Below are 16,249 nucleotides of genomic sequence, written 5' to 3'. Positions count from 1 at the left end.
CTCGAACCCGGACCGCCCCGCTGCGGCGCGGACGGAGGAGGTCGACCACGTCCTCCTGGTGGACGGGCTCGCCATGGTCCGTCTCCTCGGTCCACAGGACCGACTCCTGACGACCGTCGAGCGTGAACACCCCGGTGTCTCGGTGCACGTGCGCGGCAATGAGATCACCATCACCGGCCCGGCGCCGCAGGCCGACGCCGCCAGACGACTCGTAGAGGAACTCATCACCATGGTCCGAGAAGGACACGACTTGGGGCCGGCGGAGGTCAGCACCTCCGCCCGCATGCTCGGGCAGGACGGCTCGGCCTCCCCGTCGGAGGTGCTCGGGCAGGTCATCCTCACCTCGCGTGGCAAGACGATCAAGGCGAAGACCGTCGGGCAGCGGGCGTACGTCGACGCGATCGACGAGAACACGATCGTGTTCGGGATCGGCCCGGCCGGTACCGGCAAGACCTACCTCGCGATGGCGAAGGCGGTGCAGGCTCTGCAGCGCAAGGAGGTCAACCGGATCATCCTGACGCGCCCGGCGGTCGAGGCCGGCGAGCGACTCGGGTACCTCCCGGGCACGCTGACGGACAAGATCGATCCGTACCTGCGTCCGCTCTACGACGCGCTCAACGAGATGATGGACCCGGAGATCGTCCCGAAGCTGCTCGCGGCCGGCACGATCGAGGTCGCACCGCTCGCCTACATGCGTGGCCGGACCCTCAACGACTCGTTCATCGTCCTCGACGAGGCGCAGAACACCACCCCTGAGCAGATGAAGATGTTCCTCACCCGGCTCGGGTTCGGGTCCAAGATCGTCGTGACCGGCGACGTCACGCAGATCGACCTGCCGACCGGTGCGTCCGGTCTGCGACTCGTGACCCGCGTGCTCAAGGACGTCGACGACATCCACTTCGCCCAGCTCACGAGCGAGGACGTCGTCCGCCACACCCTCGTCGGTCGGATCGTCGACGCCTACGGCGAGTACGACGCCGTCAGGCAGGCGCAGCGGTTCGAGCGCGAGCAGGCCGCCGAGTTCGCCAACCGTGCCGAGCGTCGCGGCGCAGCCAGAGACCACCAGCCGAAGCGAGGACGCTCATGACCATCGAGATCAACAACGAGTCCGGCGTCGCCGTCGACGAATCGCGCATCCTCGCCCTGGCGTCGTTCGCGCTCGACGCGATGCACGTGAGCCCCGATGCCGAGCTCGCCATCGTCCTGGTCGACGAGGGCGCCATGGAGCAGTTGCACGTCCAGTGGATGGACGAGCCCGGACCGACCGACGTCCTGAGCTTCCCGATGGACGAGCTCCGTCCCGGTACCGAGGAGAACCCGACGCCGCCGGGGCTGCTCGGCGACATCGTGCTCTGCCCGCAGGTCGCCGAGACGCAGGCGGCCGCCGCGAAGCACTCGACGATGGACGAACTCCAGCTTCTCACCTGCCACGGTGTGCTCCACCTGCTCGGGTACGACCACGCGGAGCCCGACGAGGAGAAGGAGATGTTCGGCATCCAGCGGGACATCCTCCTCGCCTTCGCGCTCCAGGAGAGACGACGCACCAGCTGATGTCCCTCGTCGCCGTCTTCGTCATCGTCGCGTTCCTGCTCGTCGCGTTCGCAGGCCTCATGGCCGCAGCCGACGCCGCGATCGGCGTCCAGTCGGGCGCGGACATCCTCGACCTGGCAGAGGGCGCCCGCTCGGGATCCGCGCTCCGCGCCATCGCGGCCGACCCGGGTGCGCACGTCAACGCGATCAACTTCATCCGGATCCTGGCCGAGACCACGGCCGCCGTGCTCGTCACCCTCGCGCTGGCGTCGTCGATCGACGAGTTGTGGCTCGTCCTCGTCCTCGCGGTCGTCATCATGACCGGCACCTCCTTCGTGCTCGTCGGTGCGAGCCCCCGCGGCGTCGGCCGGACCCACGCGAGCGCGGTGTTGCGCTTCAGCGCTCCCGCCATCCGTGCCGCACGCGTCGTCCTCGGTCCGGTCGCGAACGTCCTCGTCACGCTGGGCAACCGGGTGACCCCGGGTCTGCCGCGATCGGTCTCCTTCACCTCGGAGGAGCAACTGCTGAGCATGGTCGACGAGGCCGCCGCGCACTCGGTCCTCGAAGAGGACGACCGCGAGCTCATCCACTCGATCTTCGAGTTCAACGAGACGCTCGTCCGCGAGGTGATGATCCCGCGCACCGACCTCGTGAGCCTGCAGCTCGACCTCAGCGTCCGCGAGGCGCTCGAGGTGTTCCTGGAGACGGGTATCTCGCGGGCGCCCGTGAGCGACGGCGACATCGACGACCTGGTCGGCATCCTGTACCTGAAGGACCTGGTGCGGGCGATGTTCGGTGGCGACGGCGTCACCGAGGTGGGCTCGATCGAGCCGCTCCTGCGGCCGGCGAGCTTCGTACCCGAGTCCAAGAAGGCCGATTCGCTCTTGCAGCAGATGCAGAAGGAGTCCAACCACATCGCGATGGTCGTCGACGAGTACGGCGGCATCTCCGGTCTCGTCACCCTCGAGGACCTCATCGAGGAACTCGTCGGCGACATCTCCGACGAGTACGACACCGACACCCCCGAGATCACCGACCTGCACGACGGACGGTTCCGGGTCGATGCGCGTCTTCCCGTCGACGAGCTGGGGGAGTTGTTCGGCCTCGAACTCGACGACGACGACGTCGACTCCGTCGGCGGCCTCCTCGCGAAAGCCCTCGGTCGGCTGCCCGTCGTCGGATCGACGGTGTCGACCAACGGCCTCGAACTCACCGCCGAGCGCGTCGAGGGGCGGCGGGGACGCATTCTCACCGTCATCGCCCAGCGCGACGACCAGCTGCAGGACGCCCAGCAGGCGTCCACCGACCATCGGGAGCACCCATGAACGACACCACCCCTCCGTCCGACTTCCGAGCGGGGTTCGTGTCCTTCGTCGGGCGTCCGAACGTCGGCAAGTCCACGCTGACCAATGCCCTCGTCGGCGAGAAGGTCGCGATCACGAGCTCGAAGCCGCAGACCACGCGTCGCGCGATCCGCGGGGTCGTGCACCGCGACCACGGCCAGCTCATCGTCGTCGACACTCCCGGCATCCACCGCCCGCGCACCCTGCTCGGCCAGCGGTTGAACGACCTCGTGCAGTCCACCCTCTCCGACGTCGACGTCATCGGGTTCTGCATCCCAGCCAACGAGAAGCTCGGCCCCGGCGACCGCTTCATCAACGAGTCGCTCGACGGCTTCCCGCGCGCCAAGAAGGTGGCGATCGTCACGAAGACCGACACCGCCAGCCGGACGACGATCGCCGAGCAGTTGCTCGCGATCTCGGAGCTCCGGGACTGGGACGCGGTCATCCCGCTGTCCGCGGTGACCGACGATCAGCTCGACATCCTCGTCACCGAGGTGACGAAGCTCATGCCGCTCTCGGAACGCCTCTACCCGACCGAGGCCACCACCGACGAGACCGTCGTCGACCGCGTGTCCGAGCTCATCCGTGAAGCCGCGCTCGAGGGCGTCCAGGACGAGCTGCCCCACTCGCTCGCGGTGACCATCGACGACATGATCCCGCGCGAGGGGACCGACCTGCTCGACATCTACGCGAACGTGTTCGTGGAGCGCGACAGCCAGAAGGCGATCATCATCGGGAAGGGCGGCTCCAGGCTCCGCGACGTCGGGGCCCGGGCCCGCGCCGGGATCGAGCCACTCGTCGGATCGAGGGTCTTCCTCTCCATCCGCGTCAAGGTCGCGAAGGACTGGCAGCGCGACCCGAAACTGCTCGGTCGCCTGGGATTCTGACGCGGATCCGGTCGACCGTCGGCGCTGTGGGCCCGTGCGGATCCGTGCGGGGGGTCTCCGTTACCTGAACGTGACTTGCGTGTCTGCTTTGGGCCCACTGTGGAACCCGTCATCTGGCCGACAGGCTCGCGAGCGCGCGGACATACTGTTCCTCGGGGTCGCGAGAAGGAGTCCGAGTGTTCGACTGGTTGCTGGCCATCAGGCTGGATCGTCCGGAGCTCCTCGTCTGGGTCGGCGGTGCCGCCGTCCTCCTGGCGATCATCCTGTTGACCGGGCGCCGAACGGTTCGCGGCTGGCTGACGATGCTGCTCGTGGCGAGCGGTGGGGCGCTCCTCGCCTATGCCACGGCCTGGTTGCTCGGTGACGTGCTTGATGTCTTCGGGATCGAACTGACGCCGGTCACCCGTGCGTGGGCGGCGGTCGGGTTCGCCGGTGCTGCCCTCGCGATCGCCGCGATCGTCCGGACCAGGGCGTGGCGGGTCGTCGTGGCAAGCCTCGCGGTCCCGGTCTTCCTGCTCATCGGGGCAGTCGGCGTGAACCAGGACTTCGGTGAGTTCGCGACGGTGCGGGCGGCTCTGGGGATCAGCCCGTACCAGTCGTTCTCGGCCCTGCCTGCCGCCCGGGGGACGACGACGACGTGGCAACGACCCGCCGATCTGCCGAGCGGCGGGCGGGTCGAACACGTGGACATCCCGGCGACGACCTCCGGGTTCGCCCACCGGGACGCGCTCGTCTACCTGCCACCGGCCGCCCTGGCCGCACACCCGCCGGCACTGCCGGTCATCGAGGCGTTCAGCGGTCAGCCGGGAGAGCCTGCCGACCTGTTCGCGTCGGCTGGGATCGCCGGGATCCTCGACCGCTTCGCCGCCTCGCATGCGGGTCTCGCACCGATCGTGGTCGTGCCCGACCAGCTCGGTGCTCCGGACCGCAACCCGATGTGCGTCGACGGGCCGCTCGGCAACTCGGCGAGCTACCTCACGGTCGACGTCCCCGCGTGGATCTCGGCGCACCTCCCGGTGTCCGCATCGCGGACGGACTGGTTCATCGCCGGCTTCTCGCAGGGAGGGACCTGTTCCATCCAGCTCGGCGCCGCGCACCCCGAACGCTACGGCGGCATCCTCGACATCTCGGGGGAGGTCGTCCCGTCCATCGGACCGACGACGATCGCACAGGGCTTCGGCGGGTCGGCGACGGCGTACGAGGCTGCAGCCCCCTCCGCGATCCTCGCCGCACACACCCCGTACGCGGACACCGTCGGTGTCTTCGGCTACGGCAGCGACGACAGCCGCTACGGTCCCGGCGTCCGGCGGGTCGCCGCGATGGCCTCGGCCGCCGGCATGCGGACGACGACCTTCGTCTCCGACGGGACGGCGCACGACTGGCACACCGTGCACACGGTGTTCGAGCGAGCGCTCCCCGTGATCGCCGCACGATTCGGGCTCGCCTGATGCGCGCGGGGAGGGCGACGCCGTTCGGTCGACTCGTGACCGGCGTGATCCGATCGGTGCCGATGAGCATCGGGATCACGGGGCTGGTGCTCGTGGTCAGTGCGTTCGTGTGGCGGACGCCGCCGGTGGCGACGCCGGCCTGGCGGTCGGCGATCCGTGAGGCGGCGGGCGTGGGGTACGAGCAGGTCGTGGTCGACGGGCACTGGTGGGCACTCCTGACCGGTGCCCTGGGAACCGACGGGGTGCTCGGCCTCCTCGCCTTCCTGCTGATCGGCGTCCCCGCACTGGTGCTCGCCGAGCGACGGTTCGGCGCCGCCAAGACGCTCCTGGCGGTGCTGCTGACCGCGGTCGCCGGGAACGCGCTCGCCATCGGGCTCCAACTCCTGGGCACGCTCGGCGGCGAGTTCTGGAGCGGCGAGGTCGCCCGCATCGTGGCATTCGACCCCGTGGCCGGCGCGCTCGGCGCCCTCGCCGCGTCGAGTGCGTTCCACGGGCCGCTCTGGCGTCGGCGGATCCGCGCGTTCGTCGTCGTCGGTGCGCTGATCGTGCTGCTGTACTCGGGACTCCCGCAGGATCTCGCGCGACTGTTCGCAGCGCTGGTCGGCGTCCTGCTCGGGATCGTGCTCGCCGGGGCCACCCCGTCGGTGCGACGCGTGCGGAGCTCGCACCACGAGACCCGGGTACTCCTGGCGTCAGTGGTCGCGATGATGGGCGTCGGACCGCTCATCACCTTCCTGTCCGGCCGGCACCTCGGTCCGCTCGCGCCGCTCGTGCTCCTGCTCGAACAGAACATCCCGGACGCCGGACGGGTCATCGGGCAATGCCGCACGGTCGGCGTGTCAGCACAGTGCCTGCGCGACCTCACGCTGGTGCGCGTCGACGGCTTCGGAGCGGTGCTCTTGTCGGTGGTCCCCATGATCGCCCTGCTCTTCGCGGCGTGGGGCCTGCTCCGCGGCAGACGGTTCGCGGTCTGGTTCGCCACGGCGATCATGGTGTCCTTCGCCGTCCTGAGTGCGCTGTCGCTCGGGGCGGGGGTGCGACTCCACCCGACGGGACACCCCTCGTCGTTGCTCGGGACGGGGCACGGTGCGCAGCAGCGGTCCGTCGAGATCGCGATAGCACTGTGGGCGGCGATCCTGCTGCCGCTCGTCGTGGCGGCGCTCCTGGTCGTGCTCCGTCGTGGGTTCCCCGTGCGGGCCACCCGACGCAGCGCCTGGGGGTATCTCGCCCTGGTCGGCGCGTCGTGGGTCGTGCTCGCCGCGCTCTTCGTCGTCGTCGCCCTGCTGCAACCCGGAGGATTCTCGCCGAGGCCCGACGTGTGGGAGGTCCTCCGTGCGGCGCCGGAGCGTTTCGTCCCCGCCGCGTACCTGCGGAACGTCCTCCCGGGCTTCGTGCCGGTCGCGCCGCTCACCGGCGTGGTGTTCCACGCCGTCGGACCCGTCTGGTGGAGCATCATCCTGCTCGGCGCGGTCTGGCCGCTGAGCCGGGTCGCGAACGCCATCGCGCCGGCCGACGAGCGCCGCCTGCGCGAGCTCCTGGCCGAGGGCAGCGACTCCATCGGGCACATGGCCACCTGGCCGGGCAACCTCACCTGGTTCGACCCGGAGCGCAACGCTGGCATCGCCTATCGGATCGTCGCCGGGGTCGCGGTCACCACGGGCGGATTCTTCGGGATGCACCGCCACGAGCAGGGGGTGCTCGAGCGGTTCATCGAGCACTGTGAGGACTCGGGCCTGACGGTGGCGTTGTACAGCGTGGACGAGCAGACCGCAGGAGCGCTCCACCGGATCGGTTGGCGCACCATCCAGGTCGCCGAGGAGACGGTCCTGCACCCGCAGGGCTGGAGCATGGTCGGCAAGCGCTGGCAGGACATCAGATCCTCCGTGAACCGAGCCGATCGTGCGGGGATCACCGCTGTCTGGTCGACCTACGGGGCGCTCGGCGTCGGGCTCGCGGCGCAGATCGCCGAGATCTCCGAGGAGTGGGTCGCCGAGCGGAAGCTGCCCGAGATGGGGTTCACCCTCGGTGGGATCGACGAGCTCGTCGACGAGGAGGTCCGGCTCCTGCTCGCGGTCGACGAGCAAGGACGGCTGCACGGTGTCACGAGCTGGCTCCCGGTCCGACGCGACGGTGAGCTGGTCGGTTGGACCCTCGACTTCATGCGGCGTCGGACGGACGGCATGAACGGCGTCATGGAGTTCCTCATCGCCGAGGCCGCCGCGCGGTTCAAGGAGGACGGCATCGAGGAGATGAGCCTCTCCGGGGCTCCACTCGCCCGCTCGAGGAGCACCGAGCAGCCGGAGACGGACGGGATCGACCGCGTCCTGACCTACCTCGGGAACGTGCTCGAACCCGTGTACGGGTTCCGCTCGCTCCTCGCCTTCAAGGGGAAGTTCCAGCCGGAGGAGCGTCCGCTTGTCCTCGGCTACGCTGACCCGCTGACCCTGCCGGCGATCGGCATCGCGGTCGGGCGCGCGTACCTCCCGGACGTGTCCGTGCGAGACCTCGCCTCGTTGGTCACCTGATCGGCCGCGCGGGGGAGTGCTATGCTGACGACGTGTTCTCCGGTCTGCTCCTCCTTAGCTGCCGCGACGAGTCCTAGTTCCAGGCCTCCCTCGTCGCGGAGTTCGTCATTGGCTCACCCCCAATCCCACGAGGAGATCCCAGGATCATGAAGAACACCCAGACCCCATCAGGCATGCCGGTCCATCGCTACCGCGCCTACCAGGACCAGTTCGACGTCTCGCTGCCTGATCGCACGTGGCCTGACCGTCGGATCACCGAGGCCCCGCGCTGGTGCGCCGTCGACCTCCGCGACGGCAACCAGGCCCTCATCGACCCGATGAGCCCCGAGCGCAAGCGCATCATGTTCGACCTGCTCGTGAAGATGGGCTACAAGGAGATCGAGGTCGGGTTCCCGAGCGCGAGCCAGACCGACTTCGACTTCGTCCGCAGCCTCATCGACGAGGGTGCGATCCCCGAGGACGTCACCATCCAGGTGCTGACCCAGGCACGCGACCACCTCATCGAACGCACCTACGAGTCGCTGCGCGGCGCGAAGCAGGCGATCGTGCACCTGTACAACTCGACGAGCATCCTGCAGCGCGACGTCGTGTTCCGCAGCGACAAGCAGGGCATCATCGACCTCGCCCTCCACGGCGCCCGGAAGTGTCGCGAGATGGAGTCGACCGTCCCCGGGACGCAGATCTACTACGAGTACTCGCCGGAGAGCTACACCGGTACCGAGCTCGAGTTCGCCGTCGACATCTGCAACCAGGTGGTCGAGGTCCTCGAGGCGACCCCCGACCGCAAGGTCATCATCAACCTGCCGTCGACGGTCGAGATGGCCTCGCCGAACGTCTACGCGGACTCGATCGAGTGGATGAGCCGCAACCTGGCCAACCGCGAGAACATCATCATCTCGCTGCACCCGCACAACGACCGCGGGACCGCGATCGCGGCAGCCGAGCTCGGCTACCTGGCCGGAGCCGACCGGATCGAGGGGTGCCTCTTCGGGAACGGCGAGCGCACCGGCAACGTCGACCTCGTCGCGCTCGGCATCAACATGTTCACGCAGGGTGTCGACCCGCAGATCGACTTCAGCGACATCGACGAGGTCAAGCGGACGGCCGAGCACTGCAACCAGCTGCCGGTGCACGAGCGGAGCCCGTGGGCGGGCGACCTCGTCTTCACGGCCTTCAGCGGTTCGCACCAGGACGCGATCAAGAAGGGCTTCGAGGCGATGTCCGTCGACGCCGTCTCGCAGGGCAAGGACGTCGCCGACCTCGAATGGGCCGTCCCGTACCTGCCGGTCGATCCGCAGGACCTGGGGCGCAGCTACGAGGCGGTCATCCGCGTGAACTCGCAGTCGGGCAAGGGCGGCGTCGCGTACCTGCTCAAGACCGACCACGCGATCGACCTGCCGCGTCGCCTGCAGATCGAGTTCTCCGGCGTCGTCCAGGCGAAGACCGACGCCGAGGGCGGCGAGGTGACGAGCGGCCAGATCTGGTCGATCTTCCAGGACGAGTACCTTCCGGCAACGGTCGCGGACGCGAAGTGGGGTCGGTTCGAACTGCAGTCCACGAAGACGTCGAGCGACCTCACCGGCACCGTGGTCCTCGAGGTCGCCCTTCGCGACGGCGAGCAGGTCGAGGAGCGCACCTCGACCGGCAACGGCCCGATCGCGGCCTTCCTCAACCTGCTCTCCGGGCGCGGCATCGAGGTCACGCTGTACGACTACGTCGAGCACACGCTGAGCGCCGGAGGCGACGCCGAGGCGGCCGCCTACGTCGAGCTCCAGGTGAACGACCAGCGCCTCTGGGGCGTCGGCATCGACGGCGACATCGCCACGGCCTCGCTCAAGGCCGTCGTCTCGGCGGTCAACCGGGCCGTGCGCACGCAGGTCGAGGCGCGGGAACTGGCCTCCATCTGACGATCCCGCTGCGCCGGGTCGGCCTTCGGGTCGGCCCGGCGCAGCGCTGTCCTCCGGTGTACACCCGGAGGATGATCTTCCCGCGCGAGGACGGGGTGACCGGCCGCCAGGTCGTACGGTTAGTGGATGCTCCGCTCGCTCCGACCCGGCCAACTGGCCCTCGACATCGCGCTGCCCTCGGTGCTGTTCCTCGTCACGTTCGCGGCATACGCCGCTCGGCCGACCCAGTACGTCATCGTCCTGCTCGGCATGTGCGTGGCGCTCGCCCTCCGCCGCCTGGCTCCCGGGATCTCCCTCGCCATCGCCTGGGTCACGGCGCTGGCGCAGATGCTGCTCCTCCTGGCACCCGATCCCGCGAACTTCGCGATCCCGGTCGTGCTCTACGCGGCGGCGAGTTACGGCGGACGGGCCCTGCGATGGATCTCCTTCGCCTCCGCGTTCGTCGGAGCCGCGCTCATCGCGTTCTATGTGATCGTCGTCCCGAGCTGGACCTCCAACCTCTCCGCCGAGATCAGCACCTTCGGTCTGGCGAACGACATGACACCGGTCGCGCAGGTGACGGTCGGGCTGTTCATGTTCCTCGCGTTCGCCGCCTTCTTCGGCCTCGCTTGGACCGCAGGTGTCCTCATGCGCACCTGGCGGCTCGCCCGCGAGAGCCGACAGGCGCAGCTCCTGGCCGAGCGCGACGTCGCGGTCGAGCAGGAGCGCAACCGGATCGCGCGCGACATGCACGACGTGGTGGCACACTCCCTCGCCGTGGTCATCGCGCAGGCCGACGGTGCCCGATATGCGCTGGCCGCAGACCCGGACTCGGCCGACCAGGCGTTGCGGACGATCTCGAGCATCTCCCGCGAGGCCCTCGCCGACGTCCGGGTGTTGCTCGCGCAATTGCGATTCCAACAGACCGAGGGCCCGCAGCCGGTCATGGCCGACCTCGACCGGCTCTACGAGCAGTTGCGAGGAGCCGGACTGGACGTGGTGGTCCAGAGCCACGGTCAGGAACGACCGGTGGCGACCGGTTCGCAGCTCGCCGTCTACCGGATCATCCAGGAAGCGCTCACGAACGCGCTCCGACACGGCGACCATCGGGGGCCGATCGACGTCCACCTCGACTGGACCGGACCCGAGCTGCAGCTCTGGGTCGTCAACCGGGTCAAGGTCGAACCGCCGAAGGCCGGCACGGGGCACGGACTCGCCGGGATGAACGAGCGCGCTACGCTGGCAGGCGGCAGGTTCGGGACGACCCTGGTGGACGGTCTCTTCACCGTCTACGCATCGATCCCGTACGCGACGGTGGGAGTGACGAGATGACCGATCCGAGTGATGCGACGGCAGCGGGGGCGATCGCGATCGCGCTGGTCGACGACCAGGCGCTGTTCCGAGGCGGGATCCGCATGCTCATCGGTTCGCAGCCGGACCTCCGCGTCGTCGGCGAGGCCTCCGATGGGCGTCAAGCGGTCGAGCTGGCCGCACGGACACGTCCGCAGGTCATCCTCATGGACGTCCGCATGCCGGTCATGGACGGGATCGAGGCGACGAAGACGATCCTGGCTGAGGCGGACGCGCGCGGGGGCGAGCGGCCTCGGATCGTCGTGCTGACCACCTTCGACCTCGACGAGGCGGCCGCGACGGCCATCCGAGCCGGCGCGAGCGGGTTCCTGCTCAAGGACGCGGAGCCGGAGTTCCTGCTCGCAGCGATCCGCACCGTCCATGCCGGGAACGCGGTCATCGCCGCGTCGGCCACCCGCGAGCTGTTCGAGCACTTCCAGCAGGCGCCGGCCGCTCCGGCCGCACCGCAGCGGTATGCCGAGCTCACGGCGCGCGAGCGCGAGATCTTCCTCCTCGCGGCGCGCGGGCTGAGCAACTCCGAGATCGCCGCCGCCGAGTTCCTCAGCGAGGCGACCGTGAAGACCCACATCAGCCGGATCTTCGCGAAGCTCGAGGTGCGCGACCGGGTCCAGCTCGTCGTGTTCGCCTTCGAACACGGCTTGGTCTGACCGCGGTCCAGCACGCACCCGCGGAGTGATCGAGGATCATCCCCAGGATGTACCAGGGTCGCTCGTGCGCCCGACGCGCACCCGGCACCTCACTCCGTAGCTTCGGAGTATGACCACTTCAGCACAGCCGTCCGTCGTCGCCAGCGTCCACGGACTCAGGAAGAGCTACGGACCAGCCGACAACCAGGTCGTCGCCCTCGACGGCGTCGACCTCGAGATCGAGCGGGGCCGGTTCACCGCCATCATGGGCCCGAGCGGCTCGGGCAAGTCGACACTCATGCACATCATGGCCGGCCTCGACCAGGCCACAGCTGGCCGGGTGCGCCTCGGTGACCAGGACATCACGGACCTCGACGACGGGCAGCTCACGATCCTCCGTCGGCGTCGTGTCGGCTTCGTGTTCCAGGCGTTCAACCTGGTGCCGACGCTCGACGTCGCGGCCAACATCCGGCTGCCCTTCGAGCTCGACGCCCGCCGTCCGACCGGTGAGGAGCAGAGCTGGATCGATGTGCTCGTGAGCACGCTCGGACTGGCCTCCCGACTCGGGCACCGCCCGCACGAACTCTCGGGCGGACAGCAGCAGCGCGTCGCGATCGCGCGTGCCCTGGCGACGCGACCCGAGCTCCTCTTCGCGGACGAACCGACCGGCAACCTCGACTCGCGCACCGGGCGGAGCGTCCTGGCCCTGCTGGCGGCGGCCAGCACCGAATACGGGCAGAGCATCGCGATGGTGACGCACGACCCGATCGCCGCGAGCTACGCGGACCGGATCGTGTTCCTCGCGGATGGCCGGGTCGTCGAGGACCGTCCCCGGTCGACCGCCGAGCAGATCTCAGCGCTCATGCTCGGCATGGAGCGTGCGGCATGAGCAGGGCGGATCTCGGGCCCCGGGCCCGCGAGCATCGCGCGAGTCTCCTCGTCGCGACGCTCAGCGCCTCGTTCGGCGTCCTGTTGCTCATGGTCACGAGTGTGCTCTCCACCTTCATCCTGGCCGACGACGTCACGGGGTCCAGCGGCACCGTGGTGATCATGCTCATCCTCGCGGCCGCCGTGTTCGTCTCGTTGGCGGTCTACGTCGGTGCGATCGTCACGGCGAACACGTTCGCGACGATCGTCGCCGGGCGGACGAGGACGATCGCGCTGCTCCGCCTGATCGGTTCGACGGCGCGATCGCAGCGTCGCGCCGTCGCGAAGGAGGGCGTCGTCGTCGGCCTGCTCGGCGGGGGAGCCGGGCTACTCGTCGGGCTCCTGGCGACCTTCGCGCTCGTGCGGATCGGGGTCGCGACCGGTGTGCTGCCCGAGCTGCCGTACGCGATCATCGAACCGGCCGTCCTCCTGCCCGTCGTCGCAGTCGTCCTGACCACCTGGCTCGCGTCCTGGATCGGCGCACGTCGCGTCCTCACGGTCACCCCGATGCAGGCGATCGGAGGATCGCAGGAATTGAGCCGGGAGGAGGCCACCGCGAGGCCCGCCCGGAACGCTGTCGCGATCGGTCTCTTCGTGGTCGGCGTCCTGCTCCTGCTCGCCGGTGTCGGCGTCGGGCTCGTGTCGCCACTGGGCGTGCTCATCGGCATCGTCGGCGGGATCGTCTCCTTCTCCGGCCTCGTGCTCGGTGCGCACCTCGTGATGCCGCCGGCTTTGCGGCTGGTCGGCCGGCTGTTCGGCACCTCCGCGACGGCTCGACTCGCCGCCGAGAACGCCGTCCGCTACCCGGAGCGCAGTTCACGAACCACGATCGGTCTGGTGATCGGCGTGACCCTCGTGACGATGTTCGCGGTCGCAGCGGCCAACTTCCAAGAGTTCGTGCTGAACGCACAGGCTGCGAATCCGGAGGTCTACGAGGGCACGCAGGCCGTGGTCGCGACGACCGTCGGCGTCTTCTCCGCCCTCATCGGGCTGAGCGCGCTCATCGCTGCGGTCGGGATGGTCAACAACCTCTCCCTCAGCGTCCTGCAACGCACCCGCGAACTCGGACTGCTGCGCGCACTCGGATTCTCGGCGGCGCAGATCCGTCGCATGATCGTGATCGAAGCGGCGCAGCTGACCATCGCGGCCGTCGTCGTCGGTCTGGTCCTCGGGACGTTCTACGGCTGGGCCGGTGCCCAATCGATGCTCGGCGCGATCAACGGTTCGCCCGGGCTGATCTTCCCGGTCATCCCGTGGGCCATCGTCGTCGTGATCGTCGTGCTCGCCGCCCTCCTCACGGCTGTGGCCTCGGTGGCCCCGTCACGTCGGGCGACCCGGATCGCGCCCGTCGCGGCACTCGCGGTCGACTGAGACGACTCAGCCGCGCGTCGAGCGGCGCCAGATCCGCCATCCGCCGATCTGGCGCTGCTCCGGCAACGTCCACCCGAACCGGACGGCCAGGAGGCGGATCACCGCGGTCGAGGAGACGCCGACGATCGCCGCGATCCCGAGCGGTGCACCGAAGGTCACGGCGAGGACGAGGAGGGCGGTCCCGACCGCGGCCGCCACGGCGTAGAGCGAGCCGACGTGCATGAGGGCGACGGGGACGCCGAGCATGACGTCTCGGAGGACCGATCCGCCGACGGCTGAGACGGTGCCGACGAAGATCGCCGGGATGACCGGCAGACCGGCTGCCAGAGCCTTGGTGGAGCCGATCGCTCCGAACATGCCGATCGTCAGGGCGTCGAGACCGATGATGACCGGCCCGAGCCTCGTGATGGTGCGCAGCAGGAACATCCCGAGCAGTGCGGCTCCCGAGGCGACGGGGAGGTACCAGTTGTTCTGGAGGGACGCGGGCACCTGTCCGAGGAGGATGTCGCGGATGAGACCGCCACCGAGACCGACGACGACGCCGATGATGGCGACGCCGAGCCAGTCGAGCTGACGATCTTGGAATCTGGCGGCGAACATCGCGCCCTGGACGGCGCCGATCGCGACCGCCGAGAGGTCGACCCACAGCGGAACGACGAAGAGGAACTCGTTCACGGCTTCATCTCTCCAGGCGCTCCTTCGATCCCCGACGGCGGTTCCCGGGTCACGTTGTCGGTGCGAGGCGGGATAATCGATGCGTGCCGGTATATCGAGACGAAGTGGTGGTGTTGCGGACCCACAAGCTCGGCGAGGCCGATCGCATCGTCACCATGCTCTCACGCAGCAGGGGCAAGATCCGGGCGGTCGCCAAGGGTGTCCGTCGCACCGGCTCGAAGTTCGGATCCCGGCTCGAGCCGTTCATGGTCGCCGACGTCCAGTTCTACGAGGGCCGGAGCCTCGACACCATCACCCAGGCCGAGTCGCTCGGTTCGTACGGCGCCGAGATCAGCGCCGACTACGGGAGCTACACGGCCGCCAGCGCGATGGTCGAGGCGGCCGATCGCCTGACGGAGTCCGAGGGCTCCCTCCAGCAGTACCTGCTGCTCGTCGGCGCCCTGCGGTCCTTGTCGAAGCACGAGCACGGTCCGCGGCTCACCCTCGACTCCTACCTGCTCCGGGCGTTCTCGCTCGCCGGTTGGGCACCGAGCTTCGGCGCCTGCTCGAGGTGCGGCACGGAGGGCGAGTACTCGCACGTCGTCGTGCAGCTCGGCGGGGTCGTGTGCGACGACTGCGCACCCTCGGGCAGCCCTCGGCTCGACGCCGACACCCTCTCGCTCCTCGGAGCGCTGCTCTCCGGCGACTGGGACTACGCGGAGGCCGCCGCCGAGCAGACGGCCTCACGGGCGAGCGGGTTCACCGCCGCCTACGCGCAATGGCATCTGGAGCGCGGCCTACGGTCGCTCGCGCACCTCGAACAGGATCGGAGCCGCGGGTGACCCCGAAGCCGTACACCCACCGCGACGCGGTGCCGTTCAAACCGATCGACTGGACGGGGGAGGTCCCGCCCGAGTTCGCGAAGGGCGAGGTGCCGTCGCACGTCGCGATCGTGATGGATGGCAACGGCCGGTGGGCGAACCGACGCGGACTCACGCGTGTCGAAGGGCACAAGGCGGGCGAGGCCGCACTCCTCGACGTCGTGGCCGGTGCCCTGCAACTCGGGATCAAGCACCTGTCGGTGTACGCGTTCTCGACGGAGAACTGGAAGCGCTCTCCCGACGAGGTCCGCTTCCTCATGGGGTTCAACCGCGAGGTGCTCCATCGACGGCGCGACCAACTGAACGAGTGGGGCGTGCGCGTGCGCTGGTCGGGGCGTCGGCCGCGGTTGTGGACCTCGGTCATCAAGGAGCTTCAGACGGCGGAGGAGCTGACGCGCGGCAACGACCGCCTGACGCTCACCATGTGCGTCAACTACGGCGGCCGCAACGAGATCGTCGACGCGGTCCGCAGCATCGCCGACGACGTCGCCGCCGGCCGCATCAAGCCGTCGGCCGTCTCGGAGCGTCTCGTCCAGAGCCGCCTCTACCTGCCCGACCTTCCGGACGTCGACCTCTTCGTCCGGAGTTCCGGGGAGCAGCGCACCAGCAACTTCCAGCTGTGGCAGTCGGCCTACGCGGAAATGGTCTTCCTCGACACCCTCTGGCCCGACTTCGGGCGGCGTCAGCTCTGGGAAGCCGTCGAGCGGTACGCCGGACGTGAACGCCGCTTCGGCGGGGCGCGCGACGTGCCAGACGCCCCGGCGCCCTCGGGGGAATGACCGACGGGTGTCGGTGGTTGG

14 protein-coding genes are annotated in these 16,249 nt (G+C 69.4%); 13 read left to right on the top strand and 1 reads right to left on the bottom strand.

Translation table 11 applies throughout. The features are described from left to right. The first annotated feature begins 73 nt into the window (after nucleotides 1-73). From CCK91_RS07225 to CCK91_RS07175, 11 genes are all read left to right on the top strand, one after another. A complete protein-coding gene (locus CCK91_RS07225; protein WP_242664497.1) occupies nucleotides 74-1,087 on the top strand; it encodes a PhoH family protein in 1,014 nt (337 codons plus the stop codon). Beyond that, the gene (gene ybeY / locus CCK91_RS07220) at nucleotides 1,084-1,551 is read left to right on the top strand and encodes an rRNA maturation RNase YbeY (protein ID WP_079705750.1); all 468 of its coding nucleotides are present in this window, start codon (nucleotides 1,084-1,086) and stop codon (nucleotides 1,549-1,551) included. Before CCK91_RS07225 ends, ybeY begins: the two co-directional genes overlap by 4 nt. Beyond that, complete coding sequence (locus CCK91_RS07215) at nucleotides 1,551-2,855, top strand: hemolysin family protein (RefSeq protein WP_086473480.1); 1,305 nt, start codon at nucleotides 1,551-1,553, stop codon at nucleotides 2,853-2,855. Before ybeY ends, CCK91_RS07215 begins: the two co-directional genes overlap by 1 nt. Beyond that, a complete protein-coding gene (gene era, locus CCK91_RS07210) occupies nucleotides 2,852-3,760 on the top strand; it encodes a GTPase Era (RefSeq protein ID WP_086473479.1) in 909 nt (302 codons plus the stop codon). Before CCK91_RS07215 ends, era begins: the two co-directional genes overlap by 4 nt. 176 nt (nucleotides 3,761-3,936) lie before the next feature. Next, a complete protein-coding gene (locus CCK91_RS07205) occupies nucleotides 3,937-5,208 on the top strand; it encodes an alpha/beta hydrolase (RefSeq protein ID WP_086473478.1) in 1,272 nt (423 codons plus the stop codon). Next, complete coding sequence (locus CCK91_RS07200) at nucleotides 5,208-7,733, top strand: bifunctional lysylphosphatidylglycerol flippase/synthetase MprF (RefSeq protein WP_086473477.1); 2,526 nt, start codon at nucleotides 5,208-5,210, stop codon at nucleotides 7,731-7,733. Before CCK91_RS07205 ends, CCK91_RS07200 begins: the two co-directional genes overlap by 1 nt. Nucleotides 7,734-7,879: 146 nt before the next feature. Further along, nucleotides 7,880-9,640: a 2-isopropylmalate synthase gene (gene leuA / locus CCK91_RS07195; protein ID WP_086473476.1), complete on the top strand. Its 1,761-nt coding sequence runs from the start codon at nucleotides 7,880-7,882 to the stop codon at nucleotides 9,638-9,640. Nucleotides 9,641-9,766: 126 nt separating this feature from the next. Next, nucleotides 9,767-10,951 carry a sensor histidine kinase gene (locus tag CCK91_RS07190; RefSeq protein WP_086473475.1) on the top strand — a complete coding sequence of 395 codons (1,185 nt, stop codon included), beginning with the start codon at nucleotides 9,767-9,769 and terminating at the stop codon, nucleotides 10,949-10,951. Beyond that, complete coding sequence (locus CCK91_RS07185; protein ID WP_086473474.1) at nucleotides 10,948-11,637, top strand: response regulator; 690 nt, start codon at nucleotides 10,948-10,950, stop codon at nucleotides 11,635-11,637. Before CCK91_RS07190 ends, CCK91_RS07185 begins: the two co-directional genes overlap by 4 nt. Before the next feature lie 109 nt (nucleotides 11,638-11,746). Further along, nucleotides 11,747-12,505, top strand: a complete 759-nt coding sequence (locus CCK91_RS07180; protein ID WP_079705758.1) for an ABC transporter ATP-binding protein — start codon at nucleotides 11,747-11,749, stop codon at nucleotides 12,503-12,505. Beyond that, nucleotides 12,502-13,914, top strand: a complete 1,413-nt coding sequence (locus CCK91_RS07175) for an ABC transporter permease (protein ID WP_086473473.1) — start codon at nucleotides 12,502-12,504, stop codon at nucleotides 13,912-13,914. The genes CCK91_RS07180 and CCK91_RS07175 overlap by 4 nt, the downstream gene beginning before the upstream one ends. Nucleotides 13,915-13,920: 6 nt before the next feature. On the opposite strand, the gene CCK91_RS07170 is transcribed toward CCK91_RS07175, so the two are convergent. Then, nucleotides 13,921-14,589 carry a trimeric intracellular cation channel family protein gene (locus CCK91_RS07170; protein ID WP_086473472.1) on the bottom strand — a complete coding sequence of 223 codons (669 nt, stop codon included), beginning with the start codon at nucleotides 14,587-14,589 and terminating at the stop codon, nucleotides 13,921-13,923. Between the two features lie 83 nt (nucleotides 14,590-14,672). Between CCK91_RS07170 and recO the strand changes: the two genes are divergently transcribed. Continuing rightward, on the top strand, nucleotides 14,673-15,410 hold the full coding sequence (gene recO / locus CCK91_RS07165) for a DNA repair protein RecO (RefSeq protein WP_086473471.1): 738 nt from the start codon (nucleotides 14,673-14,675) through the stop codon (nucleotides 15,408-15,410). Beyond that, a complete protein-coding gene (locus CCK91_RS07160) occupies nucleotides 15,407-16,228 on the top strand; it encodes an isoprenyl transferase (protein ID WP_086473470.1) in 822 nt (273 codons plus the stop codon). Before recO ends, CCK91_RS07160 begins: the two co-directional genes overlap by 4 nt. Nucleotides 16,229-16,249 lie beyond the last annotated feature (21 nt).

Source organism: Plantibacter elymi (nom. nud.) (assembly GCF_900177795.1).
In the GTDB taxonomy this organism is placed as follows: domain Bacteria; phylum Actinomycetota; class Actinomycetes; order Actinomycetales; family Microbacteriaceae; genus Plantibacter; species Plantibacter elymi.
This window is presented reverse-complemented; position numbering and strand designations above follow the sequence as displayed.